Annotated in this window: 13 protein-coding genes; 4 read left to right on the top strand and 9 right to left on the bottom strand. The window is 48.8% G+C overall.

Annotation, left to right across the window (positions count from 1 at the left end; translation table 11 throughout):
- Positions 1–7 precede the first annotated feature (7 nt).
- From K7B07_RS11445 to K7B07_RS11425, 5 genes are read right to left on the bottom strand one after another with little or no spacing between them, the layout of a single operon-like run.
- A complete protein-coding gene (locus tag K7B07_RS11445; protein ID WP_223709727.1) occupies positions 8–2,854 on the bottom strand; it encodes a glycosyl hydrolase in 2,847 nt (948 codons plus the stop codon).
- Positions 2,855–2,856: 2 nt separating this feature from the next.
- A complete protein-coding gene (locus K7B07_RS11440; protein WP_223709725.1) occupies positions 2,857–3,693 on the bottom strand; it encodes a sugar phosphate isomerase/epimerase in 837 nt (278 codons plus the stop codon).
- A 6-nt stretch (positions 3,694–3,699) separates the two neighbouring features.
- On the bottom strand, positions 3,700–4,515 hold the full coding sequence (locus tag K7B07_RS11435) for a phytanoyl-CoA dioxygenase family protein (RefSeq protein WP_223709724.1): 816 nt from the start codon (positions 4,513–4,515) through the stop codon (positions 3,700–3,702).
- A gap of 28 nt (positions 4,516–4,543) precedes the next feature.
- Positions 4,544–6,112, bottom strand: coding sequence for a RagB/SusD family nutrient uptake outer membrane protein (locus K7B07_RS11430; RefSeq protein ID WP_223709723.1), 1,569 nt, complete (start codon positions 6,110–6,112; stop codon positions 4,544–4,546).
- A gap of 18 nt (positions 6,113–6,130) precedes the next feature.
- On the bottom strand, positions 6,131–9,238 hold the full coding sequence (locus K7B07_RS11425; protein WP_223709722.1) for a SusC/RagA family TonB-linked outer membrane protein: 3,108 nt from the start codon (positions 9,236–9,238) through the stop codon (positions 6,131–6,133).
- Positions 9,239–9,584: 346 nt separating this feature from the next.
- Here K7B07_RS11425 and K7B07_RS27795 point away from each other — a divergent pair, with 346 nt between their 5' ends.
- A complete protein-coding gene (locus K7B07_RS27795) occupies positions 9,585–10,466 on the top strand; it encodes an AraC family transcriptional regulator (RefSeq protein WP_223709721.1) in 882 nt (293 codons plus the stop codon).
- Positions 10,467–10,468: 2 nt separating this feature from the next.
- Here the strand turns inward: K7B07_RS27795 and K7B07_RS11415 are convergent, their stop codons facing one another.
- The 4 genes from K7B07_RS11415 to gcvT all read right to left on the bottom strand — a co-directional run bounded on the left by K7B07_RS11415 (position 10,469) and on the right by gcvT (position 16,678).
- Positions 10,469–10,750: a hypothetical protein gene (locus K7B07_RS11415; RefSeq protein WP_223709720.1), complete on the bottom strand. Its 282-nt coding sequence runs from the start codon at positions 10,748–10,750 to the stop codon at positions 10,469–10,471.
- Between the two features lie 78 nt (positions 10,751–10,828).
- On the bottom strand, positions 10,829–14,593 hold the full coding sequence (locus K7B07_RS11410) for a DEAD/DEAH box helicase (RefSeq protein ID WP_223709719.1): 3,765 nt from the start codon (positions 14,591–14,593) through the stop codon (positions 10,829–10,831).
- Positions 14,594–14,794: 201 nt separating this feature from the next.
- Positions 14,795–15,529: a 2-phosphosulfolactate phosphatase gene (locus K7B07_RS11405; protein WP_223709717.1), complete on the bottom strand. Its 735-nt coding sequence runs from the start codon at positions 15,527–15,529 to the stop codon at positions 14,795–14,797.
- Between the two features lie 63 nt (positions 15,530–15,592).
- The gene (gcvT, locus tag K7B07_RS11400) at positions 15,593–16,678 is read right to left on the bottom strand and encodes a glycine cleavage system aminomethyltransferase GcvT (protein ID WP_223709715.1); all 1,086 of its coding nucleotides are present in this window, start codon (positions 16,676–16,678) and stop codon (positions 15,593–15,595) included.
- Between the two features lie 167 nt (positions 16,679–16,845).
- Between gcvT and K7B07_RS11395 the strand changes: the two genes are divergently transcribed.
- The 3 genes from K7B07_RS11395 (at position 16,846) to K7B07_RS11385 (ending at position 22,418) form a co-directional block, all read left to right on the top strand.
- The gene (locus K7B07_RS11395) at positions 16,846–18,084 is read left to right on the top strand and encodes a serine hydrolase (RefSeq protein ID WP_223709714.1); all 1,239 of its coding nucleotides are present in this window, start codon (positions 16,846–16,848) and stop codon (positions 18,082–18,084) included.
- 150 nt (positions 18,085–18,234) lie between these two features.
- The gene (locus K7B07_RS11390; RefSeq protein WP_223709712.1) at positions 18,235–18,903 is read left to right on the top strand and encodes a sterol desaturase family protein; all 669 of its coding nucleotides are present in this window, start codon (positions 18,235–18,237) and stop codon (positions 18,901–18,903) included.
- Between the two features lie 227 nt (positions 18,904–19,130).
- Complete coding sequence (locus K7B07_RS11385) at positions 19,131–22,418, top strand: SusC/RagA family TonB-linked outer membrane protein (RefSeq protein ID WP_223709710.1); 3,288 nt, start codon at positions 19,131–19,133, stop codon at positions 22,416–22,418.
- Positions 22,419–22,424 lie beyond the last annotated feature (6 nt).

Here is a 22,424-nt window from a genome sequence, read left to right as displayed (position 1 = left end):
TAATTTTTTAAAATATCGTAACAGGACCTATCAATCCCATTGAGCGCATCGGCTGTGGCTTGCGCTTGCCATTGGTCCAGTATTGTGCCACCGGGTTATCTGTAAGCGATTTCATATAATTACCCATAGTGGTGGTTACGGCGATCTCAATTGTATTTTCGCCCTGCTGCATAAAGGGCTGTATATGGTACAGGTAGCGTCCAAACCAACGCGTACCCAGTTCTTTTCCATTCACTTTTAATTGCGCGATGCCCTGTACCCTTCCCAGGTCGATATAGGAAGGGCCTTCTTTTGTTTTTGAAAAGGTATTCCTGTAGGTAACAGTTCCTGCGAAGCTTTCGTATTCCGGCAGTTCCTTCAGGTCCTTCAGGGCAGTGAGTGTTGCCGTTTTTACCGAACCGTCGATATGGCGGAATACTGCATTCCAGGGCGTGGTGATCTCCGGATATTGTCCTTCAGATTCCGGCACTTCTGCATATACGGGCGCTTTCTTCCGTTGATTTTTTTCAAAGACAAAGATGCGCATGTCTGCGGGGTAAAGCGTAACTGTGATCTCCCTATCATTCTTCAGCTGGTACAGCTGCCCGGTAACTGCATCCCAGTAATGACCGAACCGCCCTTCATAGATGGCGGCATCCGGCTGCAGTGTGACTTTGAACGGATAATTAGCGCTGGAGTTAAAAACGAGCAGCATGTCCACCGTCTCGTTGGTGTAGCGTACCTGCTGAATAAACGGATTTCCATTCACTACCGTCACATAGGGTCGAATATTATATTTTTGCTGAAGCGCTTTATACCAGTCCGGGTAGCTCTCTTCCGGGTGTTCTGCAAAGATGAACCGGTCTTTGAATTTTTGCAGTTCCTCTATAATATTCCGCACCAGTTTTGTTTGTTCCGCTGCATTGAGCAGACCTACTGATTTATCGGGTGTGTTCTGCACACAGATCACTTTTCCGCCGGATTGCACAAATTGCAGCAGCTTATTGGCCGTTACAGGCTCCAGGCTTTGCACGTGCACCAGGAACAGGGTGTGATATTTTCTCGGACCATATTCCAGAAAGCCCTCTTTAACAACGGCCTTATTAATGATCGCATCCGAAATATAATCGCAGCCATTGCCGTGTTGTTGCATCGCTTCCCAGATCAGTGACAGATTGGCCGGGTAGGTAAGGGACGGAAAGGGCTCGTTGGGTGCCCCGAATTTTCCCCAGGAGTCATACAACGGCGGCAGTATGGCAATATCCGCAAACATATCGGCATGCTGCAACAATGCGGATATACGGGCTTTGTAATCATTGATCAGTTTAAAGAAGGGCCAGTAGGTATTGCGCTCATTCATAAAATTCCCGTAGCGGATCCACCCGGGAAAGGGTGCGTTCTTTGGAGAATAGTTGAACCCGTGGTACACAGAATGGGTAATACCCGTGATCAGGCTCTGGTCGGAGGCCAGCTTCAGGGTTTGCAGGGAGGCATTGAACACCATATCGGTATTGGTAGCTTCTTCACAGGAGACCAGCCGTTTTCCTGCAAGATGCGCACCGGAAGAAACAAATTTATTCACCATGGTATAGGCCCTTCCGATGCGGTAATCCGTTTCCGGCATTTCTTCTCCGATGCCGTACTTGATCCAGGTCTCTCCTTCGGGAATATCCATTCCCATACTGGCTTCCAGGGGATGATAGCCTCTTCCGTAAGCCTGTGCCCTGGACAGCATCCCGTTGCTCTTACTCCATTGCTGGAAGGGTGTTACAAAACGTTCTTTCAGCAGTTCGATCTTTGTCCGGTCAAAGTCGCAGCGCACCCGTTCGATGCTATCCTGGAACTCCGGTGTGAAGCGGGTCCCGTAATTATAATCGTATACATTGCCCATGGCACCGATCTTTGCCAGGATCAGCGGCAGATAAGGCATCAGGTCGTAACCTCTTCGTTTTTCAAACTCAGCCGCCATATCTGTTGTCCAGTTCGACCCTTCCAGTTCCATGCTGTCTACAAACAAGGCCCGCACCCGGTCTTTCAGCGGACCGATCCTTTTCTGGATCGTATCCGTCATGTGATTGAGGTATTTTTCCACCGCCGCCTTGTTGAAATGGTTCAGCACCTGTCCGTTCGCTCCCGGTGCACCGTTGATCACTTCCAGGAAGGCGCTTGTTTTTAAAAGCGCGTAGATCGTATAGTTGCCCCTGGGAACCTTCGCTTTGATAAACCCGGACGGGATCTGACCGGAAAGGTCCACCACTTCGTCCAGTGATTTCATCGGGTCCGGCACCATAAATACTTTTTGTATCTCCAGTTTCCGGTGGGCATAGGGACTTGTTGTTGCCGGGTCTGCTTCTTTTATAAAGTCCAGTAAAGGCGCTTCAAAGTCCATTAAGCCAATGACCTTCTTTACCCCGATGGTCATGATGTCGGCGCGCTCATCTCCTTCCAGGTATTCGGCACCAAACGGCCATCCGGAACCTACGATCAGGTCGCAGGTCAGTCCGAGTTTTTTTGCTTCGGTCAGTGTAAAGTCCAGCACATCCACCCATTCATCACTAAGCCAGGTCAGCGAAGGGATGCCCATATCATCTGTCCGCTGCGGGAATTTTATCGGATTGATCTCCACACCGCCGATACCGGCTTCTTTCAGCAGTTTCAGTTCCCGTACCAGTTCCTCTTTTTCCACTTTATCGCCGTTCCACCACCACCGCACAAAGGGCCGGTAGACCGTCTGCGGCGTCTTAAACAATTCATACAACTGGTCACGCGCCGCTACCCTTACGTGGTCGTTCTCAAATGCCCAGGCGATATTTTCATACATCAGGGCCCCAAATGTCAGGAGGGTTGTGCGCTCCAGAAAACTTCTACGCTTCATGTTCAGTTTTTATTATACCGTTCGTTCAAAAGATTTTTCATCCACAGGTTCAGTCCCCATTGTTCCTGCTGCAGGTCGATATCCCGGCTGGCCGGCACCAGGTAAGGCGGAGGGCCAAACTCCGGTGTAATGGTGCTTTCGGCAAATCCCTGCTGCTTCCGGAAGGCCACCCAACGGTCCCAGATCTTCAGGTGCTCATGTAAGGCCGCAGCATATTCCGGCAATGCGGGATTAAAGACCTGCGGGCCTTCGGTGTGCCCTACCCGCGCATGCACATGCGATGTTTGCTGTACCGCTGCCAGCACCGCCTCCTGCTGGTCTTCAAGATAGCTTTCCGAAACACAGAACCAATGCGATACATCGAGGGTGAGGCGAAGGTCCGGCTGCTGCTTCAGCACCGGGTATACCGTATGTGCACCATACGACCATTTATTGCGGTGGGTTTCCTGGTAGATGGCAGTTCCGGTAGCGGCGCTCACCGCTTCACAAATGGCAAGGCACTCCAGCACCTGTGCTGCTGTAAAATATTCGCGGCCGCATTGTACACTGATAAAAAGCGGTTGTTTGCCGGCCGTGCGGAGTGCCGCCAGTTTCAGCAGGTCATTTTTCAGCGCTGCGGTGTAGGTTTCAAAACCGGAATACACACCCGTCACCTGCATTACGATGGCAAAATCCAGTTCCATTTCCTCCAGCAGGGCAAGTACGTTCCGGGGGTCCCCCGGCTCGCCGAATGGGAACCATTCTATTCCTGCATAACCGGCCTTCTTTACTTCCGTCAGGAAAGAGACCCAGTCTACCTGTTCCGCGCCCCAGCGCGGGCAAAGAAATCGTATGTTCAAAGCCGTTTATTTATGATAGATCAGTGGGTTCTGTTCATTGCTGTTCAAAAGATCGCCGACCGCCAGCGTTTTAAGATAGGCTTCGGGTAAGATATTCGCCTGTCCGTTAAACACGTTGCCTTCCGGCATATAGGCACAGGTCATTGCCCGGCGGTATCCGCTGGTCATATTTGCGCCTGCGCCGTGAATCGTCAGCCCGTTGTGGAACGAGCAGCTGCCGGCCTTCATCTTTGCGGCAACGGAGTTCACTTTTTTAAACTGCGGGTATACTTCAAAAATGCCGTCCATATTTTTGCCGATCCCTTTATTCTCAAAGGTCGTTTCCTTAAAAGATCCCGGTATAAAATACAGACATCCGTTTTCAAGCGTGGCATCATCCAGGGCCACCCAGATCGAAAGCGCCTTACGGTCGGAGAAGGACCAGAAAGGTGTATCGAGGTGCCAGGAGGTAGGATTGGCCCAGGGTTTTTTGAACAGGGCCTGATCGTGCCAGATACGGATGCCATCCGCGCCGGCGAGTTCTGCGGCCATTTTGCCAATGCGTTCATCGGTCATGATCTTTCTGACCTGCTCATTTGTCTGCCAGAGATTCAGCAGCTGATCAAACACCTTGGAAAAGTATTCGGCGTCTTCATTGATGCCATCATCCATTCCGACTTTGATATCCTGACCCGGGATTTTTATCCCGTTCCTTTCCGTAACGGCCACCATAACGGCCTCGCGCCATTCTTCCAGTTCCGCAGGCGATAAAAAGTCATCGATCACCACAAATCCATTTTCCTGGTAATACCTGATCTGTTCCTGCGAGAGTTCATTTTTCATATTCGTTCATTTTATATTGAGGGATTTATTACTTGGTATATCCCGGATTCTGGACCAGGCTCTTGTTCAGATCCATTTCCCGCTGGGGAATGGGATACAGCAACCGGTCCTGGGTAACCGTATAGGACTGCGGTAACAGGTAAGGATATTTTTGTTTTGCCTTTACTCCATAGGCGGTCATCACCGTAATGGCTTCGCCGGTGCGGATCAGGTCCTGCCATCTCTTATTCTCAAAAGCCAGCTCCCTCCTGCGTTCTTTGGCAATGGCGGCACGAAGCAGCACAGGATCCGTGGTCGTAATATTATGACTCGCATCCCCGAATGCGCGGCCCCGTATCTGGTTCAGATAGGGAAGCGCTTCACCGGCCTTCCCGGTTTCATTCAGGCATTCCGCCAGCATCAGCAACACATCTCCGTAACGATAGAGGGGCCAGTTCTGATCTGAATACTGATTGATGTTCGGATAGGGAGGAAAATAAAATTTCTTACAGAACCATCTTACCACCACGCCGGCGGGAGGTGTATATCCCACAGCACTTACCACTTTTGAAGGAACAAAATCCTGAGAGCTGTTTAAAGACCCTTCAATAACGCCAATAGAAGCGTCAAAACGCTTGTCTCCGGCTTCAAACACGTTTTTAAGATCATCGGTAGGTACATCCCATCCGCCAAGACCGTTATTGAAATCAACACCCAGAATTACTTTGGTAGAGGGTGTAATCGGTGTAAAACGATAAATAAAACTGCTTTGCTGTCCTGGTGTTGCACTTTGATATTGCACATCAAAGATCAGTTCTTTGTTGACATTTGCATTTTTGTTAGCAGGGTTAAAAATACCTGAAAAATCAGTCATCAAAGCATACCCCATCTGGGTAACGGTCTTCAGCAAGGTTGCAGCCTCTTCAAAATTTTTCCGTTGCATATATACCGCAGCCAATTCTGTTGCCACCACGCCTTTGTTCACACGGCCGGTTTCCTCCGGTTTGAAGGCCGGTGCAGGCAGTAGTCCCAAAGCATCCTTCAGATCGCTGATCACCTGTGTATAAATCTGATCAGCGGTAGCTCTCGGCAAATAGGCATCCTCAGCTTTTAACACCTCATGCAGGTGCAGCGGAACACCGCCAAAGTTTCTTACCAGGTCAAAATAGTAATGACCCCTCAATGCCTTGGCCTCGCCGATGATCAGTTTCTTTAATGAATCTGCTATCGTGGTATTGGTTTCAATATGATCCAGTACGGCATTCACCCTTCCAATGCCTACATATGCTGCCTGGTAGCGAACAACGGTCACTCCGTTTTCTGCATCATCCATAAAATCTGCCAGGGATTCCCGTTGTGCATTACCACGGTCCTTTTCGTAATAATCATAGTGCGCGTTGTCGGAGCGCTCCTCATCCATCCAGAATGCATTGTTGGCAATATCCCGGAGGGGAATATATGCGCCTACTATAGCCTGCTGGAAATCGGCCGGAGTTTTATAAAAGATCTTTTCATTGAGGTTGCCTTCCGGGTAAAGGGTGAGAAAGTCTTTTTTGCAGGAAGAAAAAATGAAAGCAACAGCGACGCTTACGCCTAGGGTATATCTGTAATTTTTCATTGTAAATCTCTTTAAGGCTTAAAAATTAAAGTTGGCTCCGATCATGAATGTCCTTGGAATAGGGAAAGTGCTCAGATCCTGTCCATATGTGCCTACCGCATCATCCCTTGTGGCATTCGCTTCGGGATTCATTCCTGAATACTTTGTGAAGACAAACGCCTGTTGAACGCTGACATAAAGGCGGGCAGATCTTATATACTTGATCGCATTGGGGCGAAGCGTATAACCCAGTGTTATATTTTTAATGGTAAAGAAATCACCATCTTCCACCCAGGAGGAATTGGCCAGCCGGTACAGTTCGGTAGTGCCCGATCTTGTACGGGGCACCAGCCCATTGCCCGGATTGGATTCCGAGCGCCACCTGTTTTTCATATCAGAAGCAACATTCATAATGCCATCCAGGTTGGTCCAGTCCGCACGGTTGGCATTCAGTACCTGGTTGCCTCCCTGGCCATAGCCCACTATGGCAAAATCAAAATCCTTATACCGAAAGGTATTGGTAATGCCATAGATGTAAGTCGGGCTTGGATTGCCTATTAATGTACGGTCATCTGCCGTGATCACGCCATTTTCATCCACATCCTTCATCCGCGCCGAGCCAACCATAGAAGTGGAATGTTTGGGCTGCTGATCGGCTTCTGCCTGCGTTTTGTATACGCCATCAAAAACATAGCCGTAAAACTCTCCGATGTGGTGGCCGACAATGGATCTGTTATAACCAGAGTATGTAGCCCCCCCTCCCACAAAAGGCGTGTTGGGAGGCAGCTCCACAACCTTGTTGTTATTCAGCGAAAGATTCACATCAGTATTCCATTCCAGCGCACCGGTCAGGTTGCGGGAGCTTATCTGGAACTCATGTCCCCATATCCGGAATTTTCCTACGTTTGCCGTTATATTAGCGTACCCCGATTCGTAAGGAAGAGAAATCGGATAAAGCATTGCTGTGGTCAGCTTATTGTAATAATCATAAGAGAACACAATGCGGTTATCGAAAAAGTTGATATCGGTGCCTATGTCTGTTTGTGTAGATACTTCCCAGGTCAAATCCGGGTTACCAAGTATCGTAATGGAAAAGCCGGGTGTAAGCGTTCCCCCAAAAACATAGTTCGTAGCCGTTACATTAGAAACCTGTTGGTAGTTTGGAATATTAAAATTCCCTGTCCGTCCATAGCTCCCTCTCAGTTTTAAAAAGTTAATGGCACCGGTTTTAGGGAAAAAACCTTCCTCACTCACGATCCAGCCGGCAGACACGGAAGGGAATTGACCGTATTTTTTATTTTCCCCAAACCTGGAAGCACCATCATTCCGGAAGGTTCCGGTTAATAGATACTTACCTCTAAAATCATAGTTCAGGCGCCCGAAAAAAGAGGCCGTGCTCCACGCTTCTGTGTTTGTAGAACCGTTGGTAACAGCAGCCCCGGAGATCCATGGGATCACATCGCCTGCAAAATTAGATCCGTTGATGCTTCTGTAATTGCGTCTCCACTTCTGCCCGCTGTACCCAGCCATCGCATCAAAGCTGTGGTCTTTTATTTTTAAATTATAGGTAAGCGTATTTTCATTAAGCCACGAAGTATAGTTGTATGAGCTGTGAGAAGCCGCAGAACTGGATGGCGATCGGGGCAGCTTGGGTGCACTCAGTCCGATGCCATACATAGTGCCTTGATAAAGATCTCCTTCAAAGGCCGATATATCGGTATTGATGGTTGACTTAAAATGCAGATTCTTTAAAATGGCGATATCTGCATAGGCATTTCCTAATAACCGGAATGTTTTATAATCCGATTGCGCCAGTTCCAGCTGCTGTACCGGGTTATTTAAATTCAGCATTCCAAATGAGCTTACTCCCACATTGTAGGAGCCATCAGCAGCACGAACGGGAATCAGGGGAGAAGCGGCCGTTGCATTCGCCAGGATCTGCCGGTTGCCATCCGTATAGTTCCGGGTGTTGTGATCTGTTTGATAAGAGGGCGACAGGTTCAGTCCGATTTTTACACCATCCCAAGGCCGGTATTCATTGTTACTACGGAACGCATAGCGTTTCATATTCGTATTCAGCAATACCCCGTCCTGGTTAAAATAGGATAATGTAGAAGAAGAGGAGACCTTATCTGTACCGGAAGAAAGGTTTACCGAAATACTTTGCATAGGGGCTGTTCGCAACAATGCGTTATACCAGTTCGTGCCCTCCCCGTATTGATCCGGGTTTGCGTATTCTGCAGGTACACCGTCTGTGTAGCTTTCATATGTGGCCTTATCTTCATAATACTCTTTCATATAGGTGGCAAACTCCCGCGCGTTCATCATATCCGGTCTTCCTTTCTGGGGTACTTTTTGCCAGCCATAATAGGTATCCAACGATATGTTGGTACGTCCGGATTTTGCCTGTTTCGTGGTGATGATGATCACCCCGTTGGCAGCCCTGGAGCCATACAATGCAGCAGCAGCAGCATCTTTTAATACCGTAAAGGTTTCAATATCATCCGGGTTAACCACGTTCATGTCTCCGGAACGGGTATTGCTGCCGGATAGCGGCTGGCCGTCCACCACGATCAACGGCTGATAACCCGAACTTAATGATGCCGCACCCCGGATGCGCATGTCGATACCCTGGCCCGGGCGGCCATTCGCCATATTGATCTGCACCCCCGCCACGCGGCCCTGCAGCCGCTGGCCGAATTCTGCGGCAGGAACGTCTTTTGCCTTTGCGGCATTGAAAGTGGTCACGGCACTGGTGATGTCCTTCGCCAGCCGGGTACCATAGCTTACCACCACCACCTCGTTCATGTTATTGCTGCCTTCTGTAAGCAATACCGATACGGGTTCATTGGAGGCAACGGGTACCTCCAGGGTGCCATAACCCACCCGCGATACGATCAGCGTTACGGGAATACGGGCTTTCAGTGTAAAATTGCCTTTGGCATCGGTTGTGGTCGCCTCTATTTTTCCTTTTACATTCACAGAGGTACCAGTAAGGTCATCGCCGGAGCGGCTCAGGGTCACCGTTCCGCGGATGGAAGACTCGTTGCCCTGTGCCTTTACAAATCCATGAAAGAACAGCAGGAGCAGGAACGGCATGCTGTATGTTAACAGCTGCGTTTTTTTTAGCAGTTTGTGCATCGTCATAATTGGCCTGTTTAATTATTGAATAAAGCAAACCGGACTTTTCTGGCAGAACCAGCCCGGGTACTAAATTTACATTTTCTGACCTTATCAAAAAATAAATCCCCCTTCCGGCAGCAGTAGCTGCTGCTACGGAATACCTTATCCCTGTTCCGTTTTACGGTTTATTGAAACACTGTCTGATCGTTATTTATTGTTCGTAGAGCAACCGTTCCTGTCCGGACCCTGGCTGAAGGTCCTTACATTTTTCTATAATAACTATCCCAAATTTACGTTATCCTACTTCAGATACAGATACACAATTCCGCTTTTAATTTGCACTTTTTGATATTTAATGTAAATTTAATCTGTGAAGAATTTTCATAAATACCTCGCGAAAACTTCCATTGAGGATAACTGGGGACTTTATGTTACCACCGTTGGTTACACCAAGATCCGCGAACACCAGCCTTATCCTGTAAGCAGGGAGCATCCGACCACCCATCGCTTTACCTGGAATAAAGGACGGATCCTGAATGACTATTATATCGTATTTATATCGAAGGGCAGCGGCGTTTTTGAAACGGCCCATCAGCAGGCCAGCACCATCCAGGAAGGCAGCTGCTTCCTGCTGTTTCCCGGCACCTGGCACCGCTACAAACCGTCGGCGAAAATAGGATGGGAAGAGTACTGGATCGGGTTTAACGGCTATTATCCGCAGCGGCTGATGCGATCCGGCTTCTTCAGCAAAAAGAACCCGGTGATCCATGTAGGATTGAATGAAGAACTGCTGATGGCTTTTCACGGACTGATCGATACCATCAGGAATGCCGCACCGGGCTACCACCAGTTGATTGCCGGTATCGTGCTGCAGATCATCTCCCTGGTGTACAACGCATCGGTTTACAAGCAGGAAAATACCAGCGACGCCCTGCAATATATATCCAAAGCAAAATTCCTGTTGCAGGAAGCGCTGGAAAGCGATGTGCACATGACGGAAGTGGCGCAGCAGCTTACTGTAAGTTATTCCAAATTCCGGAAGGATTTTAAAGCGGCCACCGGCATCTCCCCCAATCAATACCACCTGGAACTGCGGCTGGGTAAGGCCTGCGAACTATTACGCGCCACCAGCCTGCCCGTCCGGGAAATCGCCTACCAGACGGGTTTTGAGACGCTCTTTTATTTTTCCAGGATCTTTAAGAAAAAGTTTGATCTTTCCCCCATGCATTACCGGCAGCTCCACCGGAAATAAAATTACTGGTTCTGCTTCCAGTAGCGCCCGAAAACACCGATATAGGTTTCCTTGCGCGCCGGAGCCACTACCCGGTTGTTTTCCCGGATGGGATTACTGATATCCACATAGGTCGCGGTAACCGCGGCGTATAAAAATTTGTCCTGGTACTCTATAACCGGAGGCTGTCCGTTGCCAGCAGTCTGCCGGACCGTTTCCATAAACCGGTCTTTCGAAGGCTTGGTAAAATAGGCAACAAGGATAACGCCGACGATGAATAATAATATGGATCTTCTGAATTTCATATTTTAATTATTTGCAGATGTGACCGATCGCAGGCAGAAAAAAAGGAAGTAAGGAGGATCGCATCCTGTTCTTTCCTGTTAACTGAACAAATATTCCACATCTTCCCTGGTAAGTGATTTTACAAATCCGGTCTCATCCGAGATCAGGTCTTTTGCCAGCGCTTTTTTCTTTTCCTGGAGTTTCAGGATCTTATCCTCAATAGTATCCTTACAGATCATGCGGTAAGCAAAAATACTCTTCGTCTGCCCGATACGGTGCGTACGGTCGATGGCCTGCTGCTCCACGGCAGGGTTCCACCAGGGATCCACGATATATACATAGTCTGCTGCCGTAAGGTTCAGCCCCACGCCACCGGCCTTTAAGGAGATCAGGAATACCCGTACTTCGTCGTTCCTCTGGAAACTCTGGATAGCTTTTTCACGATCGGGTGCCGAAGTGCTTCCGTCAAAATATTCATACTTGATGCCCAGGTCATCCAGCTTTTGCCGGATCAGTCCCAGCATGCCCAGGAACTGGGAGAAGATCAGCGCCTTGTGGTCGCTCATGTTTTCTGTGATCTCCCGCACCAGTTCTTCAATTTTTATCGAATGGTTTTCAAACGTTTCATCTTCGTTCAGTATGGCCGGGGAATCACAGATCTGCCGCAGCTTCATCAATCCCTGCAGGATGGTCATCTGCGAGCGCCCGATCCCCTGCGTTTCAATATTACCAAGGATCTTATCGCGGTAGTCATTCCGGTACGCATCATAGATCGAGCGCTGCTCGCTTTCCATTTCGCACCACAGGATCATCTCCTGCTTTTCCGGAAGATCCTTGGCCACCTGCTCTTTGGTCCTGCGCAGGATAAAGGGATACAATAGTTTTCTCAAATGCTCTTTACGATCAGCCTCTCCCAGCTTGTCGATCGGAATGGCAAATTCCTGGCGGAAGAACTCAATGCTTCCCAGCATCCCCGGATTGAGGAAGTTCATCTGCGCATAGATATCAAATGTATTGTTCTGCAATGGTGTACCACTCATACAAAGCCGGTATTTGGCATTGATGAGATAAGCCGCCTTGGTTACCTTGCTGGCGGGGTTCTTGATAGCCTGACTCTCATCCAGCACGGCATAGTCGAACGGAACGCTTACAAATAATTTAATATCGCTGCGCAAGGTGCCATAAGTGGTAATGGTAACATCCTGCCGCAGGATATCATCGGAATTACGCGTGCGCGACGGGCCGTGATGAATGCGGTAGGTAAGGGACGGCGTAAACTTCTTGATCTCATTTTCCCAGTTATAGATCAGCGTGGTAGGACAGATCACCAGGATACGTGCATCCGGATTTTCCGATTTGTAATGCTCTAAATACGACAGCGCCTGAACGGTTTTACCCAAACCCATGTCATCCGCCAGGATCCCGCCCCAGTTCACATTCCTCAGATAATTGATCCACTGGAACCCAGCCATCTGGTAGGGCCTGAGTATGGGCAGCAAATGTGTCGGCGGCTCAATTTCATGGATCTTTTCAAAATCCCGCAGCCGGTTGTATTTCTCTTCCAGTTCAAATACCAGCTCTTCCTCATTCTTCAGCTCAAAGAGCTCATCCACCACGCTTTTATGGTATTTGGAAAGTTTCAGGTTCTGGTTGGCACCTTCCCCTACCCGGAAAAGCAGGGCATATTTTTTCAGCCATTCTTCGGGTAATACCCCCAGGGTGCCATCGCCCAGCTGTACGTACATCTGCTTATTGGCAAGCGCTCTTTTTACATCGGCAATGGATACCTGCTGATCGCCGAAAACGATATCCACCTTTGCATCAAACCAGTCGGTATTGCTGGAGATAAAGATCTTTGTCTGTGGCTTGGCCGTATTGAAGCGGAAATTCCGCAATGCATCATACCCAAACACAGGAACCTGCATTTCCTTCATCGCATCCACGAATAAAAAGAACCAGTTGTCCTTTAGGATCTCCGAGCCTTTTAAGGCCAGTGTTCCGTTCTCCTCATTCATTACCAGGTTGGAGTGCAGATTCTTGAGGCGGTCTACAAACGCGGCCTCCTTTTCTTTGTTGCGGTGTATGGACAGGATCTTGTCGCCTTCGGGGATCAGGAAGATCTCTTTGCCCAGCAGGTCGGTTTCGTATCCTTTATAGGAGAACTGTGGTTTGAAAATAAGGTGATCGCCCTTTTCGATCAGCAGCAGCTTTGCCTCCGGCACGATGTTCTTCAGCACATGCAGCATGGAGGCATCAAAATCCACCTTGTATTCCCGTGCCAGGGGTAATATGAATTCGTGCAGGGTCTCGGGCCATTCCGACTGTGAAATGATCATCTTCCCGTTGGGCAAAAACCGTTCGATCAGCCCGATACTTTCCGCATTGTTAAAAAGGAACAGCTGATGGTTGTACAAAAACAACAGCGGGCAGGGACTTTCATTCTGCTCTACGCCATGCACCATACCACGCAGGCGGACCAGGCAGTCGCAGCTGAACTGCTCATCGTTCTCTTTGTCCACAAAGAATTCGATGGCAGCGGGCTCAGTGAAAATATCGATCTGTTCAATATTTTCCGTAACAAACGACTTTCCTTTGGGCAGCATAAAGGCCAGCGCCTCTTCGCCTGCATCGGCCAGCAGTTTTCTTAAACGGGGCAGCATGTACTCATTAACGAGCTGCCGGGTTTCATTATTTACGGTAGTGGCCGGCTCTTCCTGCCCCCACATGTCGTTGAACGGCGTGTTGCGGTTCACATATTTGCTGATCTCGACGTCCTGTAATTTCCGTACAGAGTTCAGCACGCTGATATCCTCCTCATTAAAATCGACCGTATCAATAAAATGGGTAATATCCAGCGCTTCCGCTTTTCCGACAAAACCGGAACCATTTTCATTCACTTCCCCCGATACAATGTGCACCTGGAAATAAGGGTAGGCGGCTTTATTAAAATCGAATACGATACCCAGCTTCCTGGCGGTTTGCTCTTCAACCGCAACGGTATCTTCTTTTTCGGTTGCCTGCTGCAGCTGCTTTACGGCGGATGCCGCGGGCCTTTCACCGGGCGTAAGTGTGTGGATCCGTTTGATCTTCGGATCCAGTACCCGCAGGAAAGGTTTGCCGTCCTTAAACACAAATTCAAATTTGCCCTTCAGGTCGTCATTCAGTGAATAGCCGTAGGCTTCCAGCAATTTATTTTTTTCCACGTCCCTGTTGCGGATCGTATCAAAATAAAAAGGGCCATGTTGTTTGATCAGCTGCAGAAATACGATCACTTTGGGCAAACAAAGCGGATGATCGGTATCCTCATAATCACAGCTGGTATCAAAGTTGCGTTCTTCATTTTTTTTAATGGCCACCTTGTATTCTTTTCCGTCCAGCGTTACCACGGCGCGTACCGTTTCATCCTGTGCATGAACGATCTTTGCTTTCTTCTTCTGCAAAAATTTTTCCGCTTCGTTAAATACTTCCGGTGCGCACAGGTGCCGGATGGAACGCACATCAAGGTTGCGGATCTTTACCACCGTATGGCGCTGGTCGTAATACATTTCCTCATCTTCCAGCTGCCCCTTGTCGATCAGCTCCTGCAGCTGGAAAAGCGCTGCCACTTCGTGTTTGCAGACCTCTCCCAGGTTATAGGGGCAGTTGCATTTCAGCGAGAGGTTCTTGGGATCGTTGAACTTTTGGATGTGCACCTTATAAAAGGTACTGTAGGTATCATCCTTTACCCGGAAGAAGATACTTCCCGTAAGCTTGTCATATTCGATCAGCTCTACAAATCCCAGTGCAAATGTTTTTTTACCCCTGCGGATCACTTCATCGGTTCCAAAGGTGTAAACGTGTTTTAATAAATGTGGTAATGCCAAACCGCTGTTATTATGCTTTGTTAATAATCCCTGTTGTCCCTTTATTGTCCTTAGAAAAGAGGAGCCGGCCCTGTTTATTCAACACGGGGCTACAAAAAGGACAATCGGCAAAAATAAAAGAATCTTATCCGCTTTTCCTACTATTTGTACAAGATTTTAGGAAAATTTATTATGCGCCTGTTCAACAAAAAAAACGTATCTTTATAGGTTGCCCTGCCGGATGAGCTTTCCGTCGTCATAAAGCGGCAAAACATCGGCGCTGTTTTCCTGTAAACAGAAGGCAATATCATCAATATAACCGAACCGGTCTACCAGCCGGTGGTAGTGGGTCAGGTTTCTGGAAAACCCCAGCAGGTCGTTCCGGTTTTGCTGATACATATATTCGGCCATCAGTGAACTGTCGCAGTGGATCGAAAAATGATGTTTCACCTGGCTGATCACTGCCCCTGCGAACAGCGTATCCTCCAGGTTGAACTTGTCCTTCCAGCCGGCGCAGGCCAGCACCACGTTCTTATTTTGTGCTGTTACATAGCGGCATACAGAGGAAAGATTGGGAAAGGAGCCCGTAATGATATTGCCGGCGCCCTGCTCCAGCGCCATATATAACAGGCGGGTACCGTTGGTGGTGGTCAGCACCAGTATTTTATCTTCAATAAATTCCCTTTTATATTCCATGGGCGAGTTGCCATGACGGAGCCCGTCGGCCAGTTTCCCGTCCCGTTCACCGGCCGCAATACCACCCAGCTCCTCACTGATCTCAATGGCTTTGGGTACGGAATCCACCGGAACCACATACCGGGCGCCGTTATAGAGGGCAGCGGCAATAGTAGAGGTAGCTCTGAAAACATCAATCACAACAACAACAGCATCACGCAGGTCGTAAAGATGAACCAGCGCAGGCGAAAGCGAAGTATACAGGGTAGGTTGATCACTCATCTGATAAAAGTAAAATAATAAAAAATCCTGGTACGCCGGCTGGTGAACCAGGATTTAACAAGATCAGGCAAAAGGCAGCTTCACCACTTTTGCTTTTAATAATTTATCGCGCACCTTAATGAATACAGGTGTTTCAAAGGCGGCAAAGGCAGATTTCACGTATCCCAGTCCGATGGCCTTTCCCAGCGACGGCGATTGGGTGCCCGAAGTAACGGTACCGATCACCGCTCCGTTTTCATCACAGATCTCGTATCCGTTGCGGGGTATGCCCTTGTCCAGCAGCTCAAATCCCACCAGCTTCTGTGTTACGCCGGCCTCTTTTTGCTGCTTCAGCAGATCGCCTGCCGTAAATTCTTTGGTGAATTTTGTGATCCAGCCCAGACCCGCTTCCAGCGGAGTGGTGATATCATTCAGATCATTCCCGTAAAGGCAATAGCCCATTTCCAGGCGTAAGGTATCGCGCGCGGCCAGGCCGATCGGTTTCAGCCCCTTCGGACCGCCCTGGGCAAAAATAGCATCCCATATCTGATCGGCAGCTCCGTCCTTATCTTCAAAATAGATCTCCACCCCTCCGGCACCGGTATAGCCCGTGGCACTGATCAGCACGTTGTCGACCCCTGCAAATGTTCCTTTCTGAAAGGTGTAATATTTTAAATTGAGAATATCGATATCCGTTAACGGCTGCAATAATGCGGTGGCATTGGGCCCCTGGATGGCCAGCAGGCAGGTCTTTTCTGAAATATTGTGCATTTCCACCCCGTCGGTATTGTGACGGCTCAGCCAGTTCCAGTCCTTTTCTATATTCGCCGCATTTACCACGATCATGTATACCTTTCCGGCCTCAATACAATAAATGATCAGGTCGTCAACAATGCCGCCCTGCTCATTGGTAAAACAGCTGTATTGCGCCTGGTTGTCTTTCAGTTTGGAGGCATCATTGGTGGTTACCCGCTGAATGAGTGCCAATGCCCCGGGGCCTTTTAACATGAATTCGCCCATATGGCTGACGTCAAAAACGCCGGCATTTTTCCGGACGGTCTGGTGCTCTTCATTGATGCCGGAGTAACTGATGGGCATATTATAGCCCGCAAACTCAGCCATTTTGGCTCCGAGCCCGATGTGTTTTTTCGTAAAAGGGGTTTGCTTCATATACAAACTTTTTATTTTTAATTTGGCTGCAAATTTACGGGATAGGAATGGAGAAACAGAGAGAATATACCCGAACATTCGGGATGGTATGACCGCTGCATTTCCGGAAGGCCTCCGCTAAAAAAGGAAGGCATTCTGTTCTGCGCCAAAAATCCTATCTTACCTCAATGAAACGGATCCTCACCTGCTTTTTATCTGCTATGACCCTTACTACTTCTGCACAGGTTAAAAATGATCCCTGGCTCCGGGAGCTGTTGCAAAAAAGTGCGTCGCCTTTATTGCAATCGATACTGGATCAGCCGGATGTATACCAGTACCAGCTGATCTATACCGAAGTAAAAAGAGACAAACAGCAACGGCCCACGTTCACAGATCATTACCTGAACGTGGACCGGAACCGGTATTTCAACCCGGCTTCCACGGTTAAAATGCCGGTGGCTTTTGCCGCGCTGGAAAAACTGCACCGTCTGAAAACCGTTACTGCAACAACCCCTATGCTAACCGACAGCTCCTTCAGCGGGCAAACCGCTGTATTAAGCGATAGCTCCGCAGAAAACGGGCTGCCCTCCATTGCACATTATGTAAAGAAGATCTTTATGGTAAGTGACAATGATGCCTATAACCGGCTGTATGAGTTTGTGGGGCAGAAAACGCTCAATGAAACACTCTGGAAAAAAGGATTCAGCGACATCCGCATTACCCGGCGCTTTGTTCCTATGACCGCTGAGGAGAACCGCCATACGAACCGGATACGGTTTTTGAACAATGGAAAAACAATATATACGCAGCCGGCTGCTTACAGCGATGTGTCATTCCGCTTTCCCGCATCAAAGATACTGGTGGGCAGGGGGCACTGGGATAAGAACGACAGTCTGATCAACACGCCCATGGATTTTACCGAACACAACAACCTGCCTCTGGAAGACGGGCACCGGTTGTTACGCAGCGTTTTGTTCCCGGAGTCTGTAGCGGCCAAACAGCGTTTCAACTTAACAAAGGAGGATTACCGGATGCTGTATACCTATATGTCAGAGCTGCCTTTTGAAAGCCGTTTTCCAAAATATGATACTTCTGAATTTTTTGACAGCTATACCAAATTCTTTTTCTTTCGCGCGGGTAAACAAAAGATCCCGGAGTATATCCGTGTATTCAACAAGGCAGGATGGAGCTATGGTTTTCTTACGGACTACTGCTACGTGGTCGATTTTAAAAACAACATAGAGTTTATGTTAAGCGCCACACTTTATGTGAACAGCGATGGCATCCTGAATGATAATAAATATGAATATGAAGAAACGGGTTATCCTTTTTTCAGAGAGACCGGCAATATTATCTATGAGCATGAACTGCATAAAAAACGGGAGGTAGTGCCCGACCTGAACCGCTGGAAACACACTTATCATTAATCCGAACAATTGTTTGTTTGCTCGCTTTCCGTCACCACTCCGTTGATCAAAAACAACATTTTAACGGTCTGATACAACAAATCAGCAGCGTTATTTGTCAATTGAATGTGACGGATAAGGTTTCAATTTTTTTTGGTGTAATTTTGTACCATGCAGTTTGATAAAATTCATAACAAGGGCCAGGCCAGGCTTTTTAAGAACGATTACCTGGAGATGCTTACAAAAACACATCCCCTGGTGATCTGGGGTATGTATATTCCTGTTATAGTGTACATGTTGTATTATAGTCATGTAACCTACCACTATACTGTAGGTTATGTACTGCTGATTTTTTTTATCGGGATCTTTTTCTGGAGCTTTTTTGAATACATCGCGCACCGCTTTGTGTTTCACTGGGTCGGCGATAATCCTGCGGCAAAAAAGATCGCCTATGTGATGCACGGCAATCACCATCATTATCCCAGGGACCGCCAGCGCCTGTTTATGCCACCGGTGCCCAGTATTATCATCGCCTCGGTTCTACTCGGTATTTTTTACCTGATCCTGGGCAAACTGGCATTGATGTTCTTTCCCGGTTTTATGCTGGGTTACCTGATGTACGGCACCATGCACTATGCGATCCATGCCTGGAACCCGCCGTTTAAATGGATGAAAGGATTGTGGCGGAACCATCACCTGCATCATTATAAAGATGAGCACAAGGGTTTTGGTGTAAGCAGTACGATCTGGGACCATGTATTCGGCACCATGTTCGATCTGAAAAGAGAAAAAGAAGATAAAGAAAAGGTAAAAGAGCTGATGTTTGCCAAAAAGAAATAATTTTCATTTTACTCTGTTTTGTTTAAAAAATCTGCGTCGTTACGGCGCAGATTTTTTTTAATGTCAACATAACAATTATTTATTTTTCGCTTTTTGCAATTATTTCATTCTTTTTTCGTTTTTTAGACATTGAGAAATGTAACCGTTGATGAGTCAGTAACGATTGGGAGCCCTTGTCCTTGCCATCAACCGTTTTTTATGTAAACTTTTTCTAAACCAGAAACGCTATGTACAGATTGCAGCAATTGCGCAGCCATGTCCGCTGCGCGGTGTTTTTTAGGCATGTCCTTCAAAAGCACCCGTTTTTATTTTTCCCGTTTGTTCTTTTTTTTCTGGCAGCCATCCTTCCCGGGGAAAGCAATGCAGGGAACATTGCCATGGTTGCACCGGAAAAAATCATTACCGGAAAGATCACCGATGAAACCGGTTTACCTATTGACGGCGCCTCCGTATTGCTGAAAGGATCCAACACCGGAGTGGTTACGGATGCGCAGGGTGTTTTTAAGATCAAAGTGCCCGATACCGGCGGTATCCTTGTGGTCTCCCATGTCGGCTACCAGGAGCAGGAGGTTACCATCGGCGATCAGACAACCATCAACCTCACGCTGAAAAGCAGTTCCACAGAACAGCTGACGGATGTGGTGGTGGTGGGTTATGGTACACAAAAGAAAGTGACCCTTACCGGGGCCGTGGCCGATGTAAAAGGTACCGAGCTCGCCAAAACACCCACCGTAAACCTCACCAACACGCTGGCCGGCCGGCTTCCGGGCATTACTGCCATTAACACCGGCGGCGAACCGGGATACGATGGGTCCACCATCCGCATCCGCGGTACCAACTCACTGGGTAACTCCAGCGCCCTCATCGTTATTGACGGGGTACCGGACCGGGAAGGCGGAATGGAGCGGCTGAACCCCAATGATATTGAAAGCATCTCCGTATTAAAAGATGCTTCTGCGGCCATCTACGGATCGCGCGCAGCCAACGGGGTAATCCTTGTTACCACCAAACGCGGCAAGAGCGGAAAACCGCTGCTGTCCTATACCTTTAACCAGGGCTGGGCCCAGCCCACCCGCATCCCCAAAATGTCGGATGCCGTGGAATACGGCACCCTGCGGAATGAACTGGCCGTTTATGAAAATGTGCCGGTAGACCAATGGAAGGCGGCCTGGGATGCCCTCAACACCACGGGTACCTATAAACGTACGGATAACGGTGCTACCGTAAGCTCACCCGTAGGCTTTTTCCCGGATGATATGCAGAAATACCGCGACGGGTCCGATCCCTGGGGGCACCCCAATACCGACTGGTTCGGAGCCACGTTTAAAAACTGGTCGCCACAGGTGCGGCATAATATCCAGCTGACCGGCGGATCCGAAAACATACGGTACCTGGGCTCCATCGGTTATCAGAACCAGGATGCGTATTATAAAAACTCCGCCACCGGGTACAAGCAGTACGACCTGCGGCTGAACCTTGATGCCAAACTGAACCAGTATATGAACCTGACCATGGGTATTGCTGCCCGGGAAGAATACCGCTTCTTTCCCACGGAAACAGCCGGGGAGATCTTCCGGATGCTGATGCGCGGCAAGCCCAATGAGCCGGCAGTATGGCCGAACGGATTACCGGGCAGGGATATCGAATACGGGCAAAATCCGGTGGTGATCGCCACCAATCAGACCGGGTACGACCGCGATAAACGGGATTATATACAAACCAACGGAAAACTGGAGATCCTGATCCCCGGTGTGGATGGACTGAAGATCACCGGTACCGCAGCCATTGATAAATACATAAAAAATCAGAAACGGTTTGAAACACCCTGGTACCTGTACTCCTGGGACCGCAGCTCGTATGAGGCCGACGGTGTTACGCCCAAGCTGACAAGAGAGCTGCGCTCTACCTTTACCGATCCCCGCCTGAACCAATGGACCGAAAATACGCTCAACATCAACCTTTCGGGGCTGTTGAATTACGATAAAAAATTCGGTGCGCACACGCTTAACTTTTTAGCAGGGGTGCAGCGCGAAACAGAGGACTATGAAGGGTTCCGCGCCTACCGCCGGTATTATCTTTCCAATGCGCTGGATGTGCTGGATGTGGGCGGCGACCTTGAAAAGAACAACGGCGGCGGCTCTTACCGGCGTGCCCGCCTCAGCTATTTCGGCCGGGTAGGCTATAACTACAGCGAAAAATACTTGTTTGAGTTTTTATGGCGCTATGATGGTTCCTATATCTTCCCGCCCGACAACCGCTTTGGCTTCTTCCCCGGTGTAACCGCAGGATGGCGGGTATCTGAAGAGCCCTTCTTCAAGAACAATGTTTCCTTTGTTAACAACCTCAAGCTCCGCGGGTCCTGGGGCCAGATGGGGGCAGAGCCTTACTTTCAGGATGTACTTGCCGAATATCAGTTCATTCCCGCTTATCCCTTCAGCAACTATGTGCTCAATGATGCCGTGGTGCAAACCCTTTACGAAAGCCGTGTGGCCAACCAGCACTTTACCTGGGAAGTGGGCAATAATATGAACATCGGTCTGGATGCCGCCTTCCTGAACAGCCGGCTTACGCTGGAACTGGATTATTTCCGCAATATGCGGGATAAGGCGCTGATACGGGAACAGGGCCTGGTACCACAGACCAGTGGTATTTCCGGGAAACTGCCTCCGGTGAACCGGGGGAAAATGCTGAACCGCGGTGGTGAATTCAAGATCGGATGGAGGGATGATATCGGCGCAGTGAGTTACTCCCTGGGCATTAACGGCGGATACGCCAAAAACAAAGTGCTTTACTCCAGCGAACCCGCCGGTGTACCGGAATGGCAGCGCACCACCGGTAAACCCTATGGTACCAACGGGTTTACTATTGTGGCCTACCAATACGACGGTGTATTTAAAGACCAGGCGGAGATCGATGCCAATAAAGTGGATTACAGCGCCATGACAAGCGCCCTCCGTCCGGGTGATATGCGGATAAAGGATTACAACGGCGATAATAAGATCACCGCCGATGATATGGTGGCCCTGGATAAAACCCGTGACCCTTATTTCACAGGAGGTTTTAACGGCAGCCTGAGCTACAAGAATCTCGACTTCAGCTTTATGTTCCAGGGCGCCGTTGGCGGATTGTTATTCTTTGGCACAGAATCCGGCGATATTGGCAACTACCTGAAATATTCCTTTGACAACCGCTGGACCATCGATAATCCCAGCAGTGTGGATCCCCGCATCGCCAGCAGGGGCAATACCTATTATACAGGGGGCGCTGCCCGCTTCAATACCTACTTCCTCAGAAGCAGCGATTACCTGCGGCTTAAGAATGTGGAGATCGGTTACAACCTCGGCATGCCGGAAAAAGTACGGAACATCATCAGCAGCGTCCGCATTTTTGCCAACGGGCAGAACCTGGTGACCTGGGATAAGATGAAGATCTGGGATCCGGAATCCACCAGCGGCAATGGACAGTATTATCCCCAAAGCCGTATCCTCAATATAGGGGCCACTGTTAGTTTTTAGTATTCA

It is taken from the genome of Niabella beijingensis, from assembly GCF_020034665.1.
GTDB classification, from domain to species: domain Bacteria; phylum Bacteroidota; class Bacteroidia; order Chitinophagales; family Chitinophagaceae; genus Niabella; species Niabella beijingensis.
Note: the sequence above shows the minus strand (reverse complement) of the source record. Positions and strands in the feature narration are given on the sequence as shown.

What these genes read in the sequence shown, in the direction of transcription:
- K7B07_RS11435 (WP_223709724.1), bottom strand. Translation starts at nt 4,515, where the DNA reads ATGAAAAATGAACTCTCGCAGGAACAGATCAGGTATTACCAGGAAAAT.
- K7B07_RS11445 (WP_223709727.1), bottom strand. Translation starts at nt 2,854, where the DNA reads ATGAAGCGTAGAAGTTTTCTGGAGCGCACAACCCTCCTGACATTTGGG.
- gcvT (WP_223709715.1), bottom strand. Translation starts at nt 16,678, where the DNA reads ATGAAGCAAACCCCTTTTACGAAAAAACACATCGGGCTCGGAGCCAAA.
- K7B07_RS11385 (WP_223709710.1), top strand. Translation starts at nt 19,131, where the DNA reads ATGTACAGATTGCAGCAATTGCGCAGCCATGTCCGCTGCGCGGTGTTT.
- K7B07_RS11395 (WP_223709714.1), top strand. Translation starts at nt 16,846, where the DNA reads ATGAAACGGATCCTCACCTGCTTTTTATCTGCTATGACCCTTACTACT.
- K7B07_RS11405 (WP_223709717.1), bottom strand. Translation starts at nt 15,529, where the DNA reads ATGAGTGATCAACCTACCCTGTATACTTCGCTTTCGCCTGCGCTGGTT.
- K7B07_RS11425 (WP_223709722.1), bottom strand. Translation starts at nt 9,238, where the DNA reads ATGACGATGCACAAACTGCTAAAAAAAACGCAGCTGTTAACATACAGC.
- K7B07_RS11430 (WP_223709723.1), bottom strand. Translation starts at nt 6,112, where the DNA reads ATGAAAAATTACAGATATACCCTAGGCGTAAGCGTCGCTGTTGCTTTC.
- K7B07_RS11390 (WP_223709712.1), top strand. Translation starts at nt 18,235, where the DNA reads ATGCAGTTTGATAAAATTCATAACAAGGGCCAGGCCAGGCTTTTTAAG.
- K7B07_RS11415 (WP_223709720.1), bottom strand. Translation starts at nt 10,750, where the DNA reads ATGAAATTCAGAAGATCCATATTATTATTCATCGTCGGCGTTATCCTT.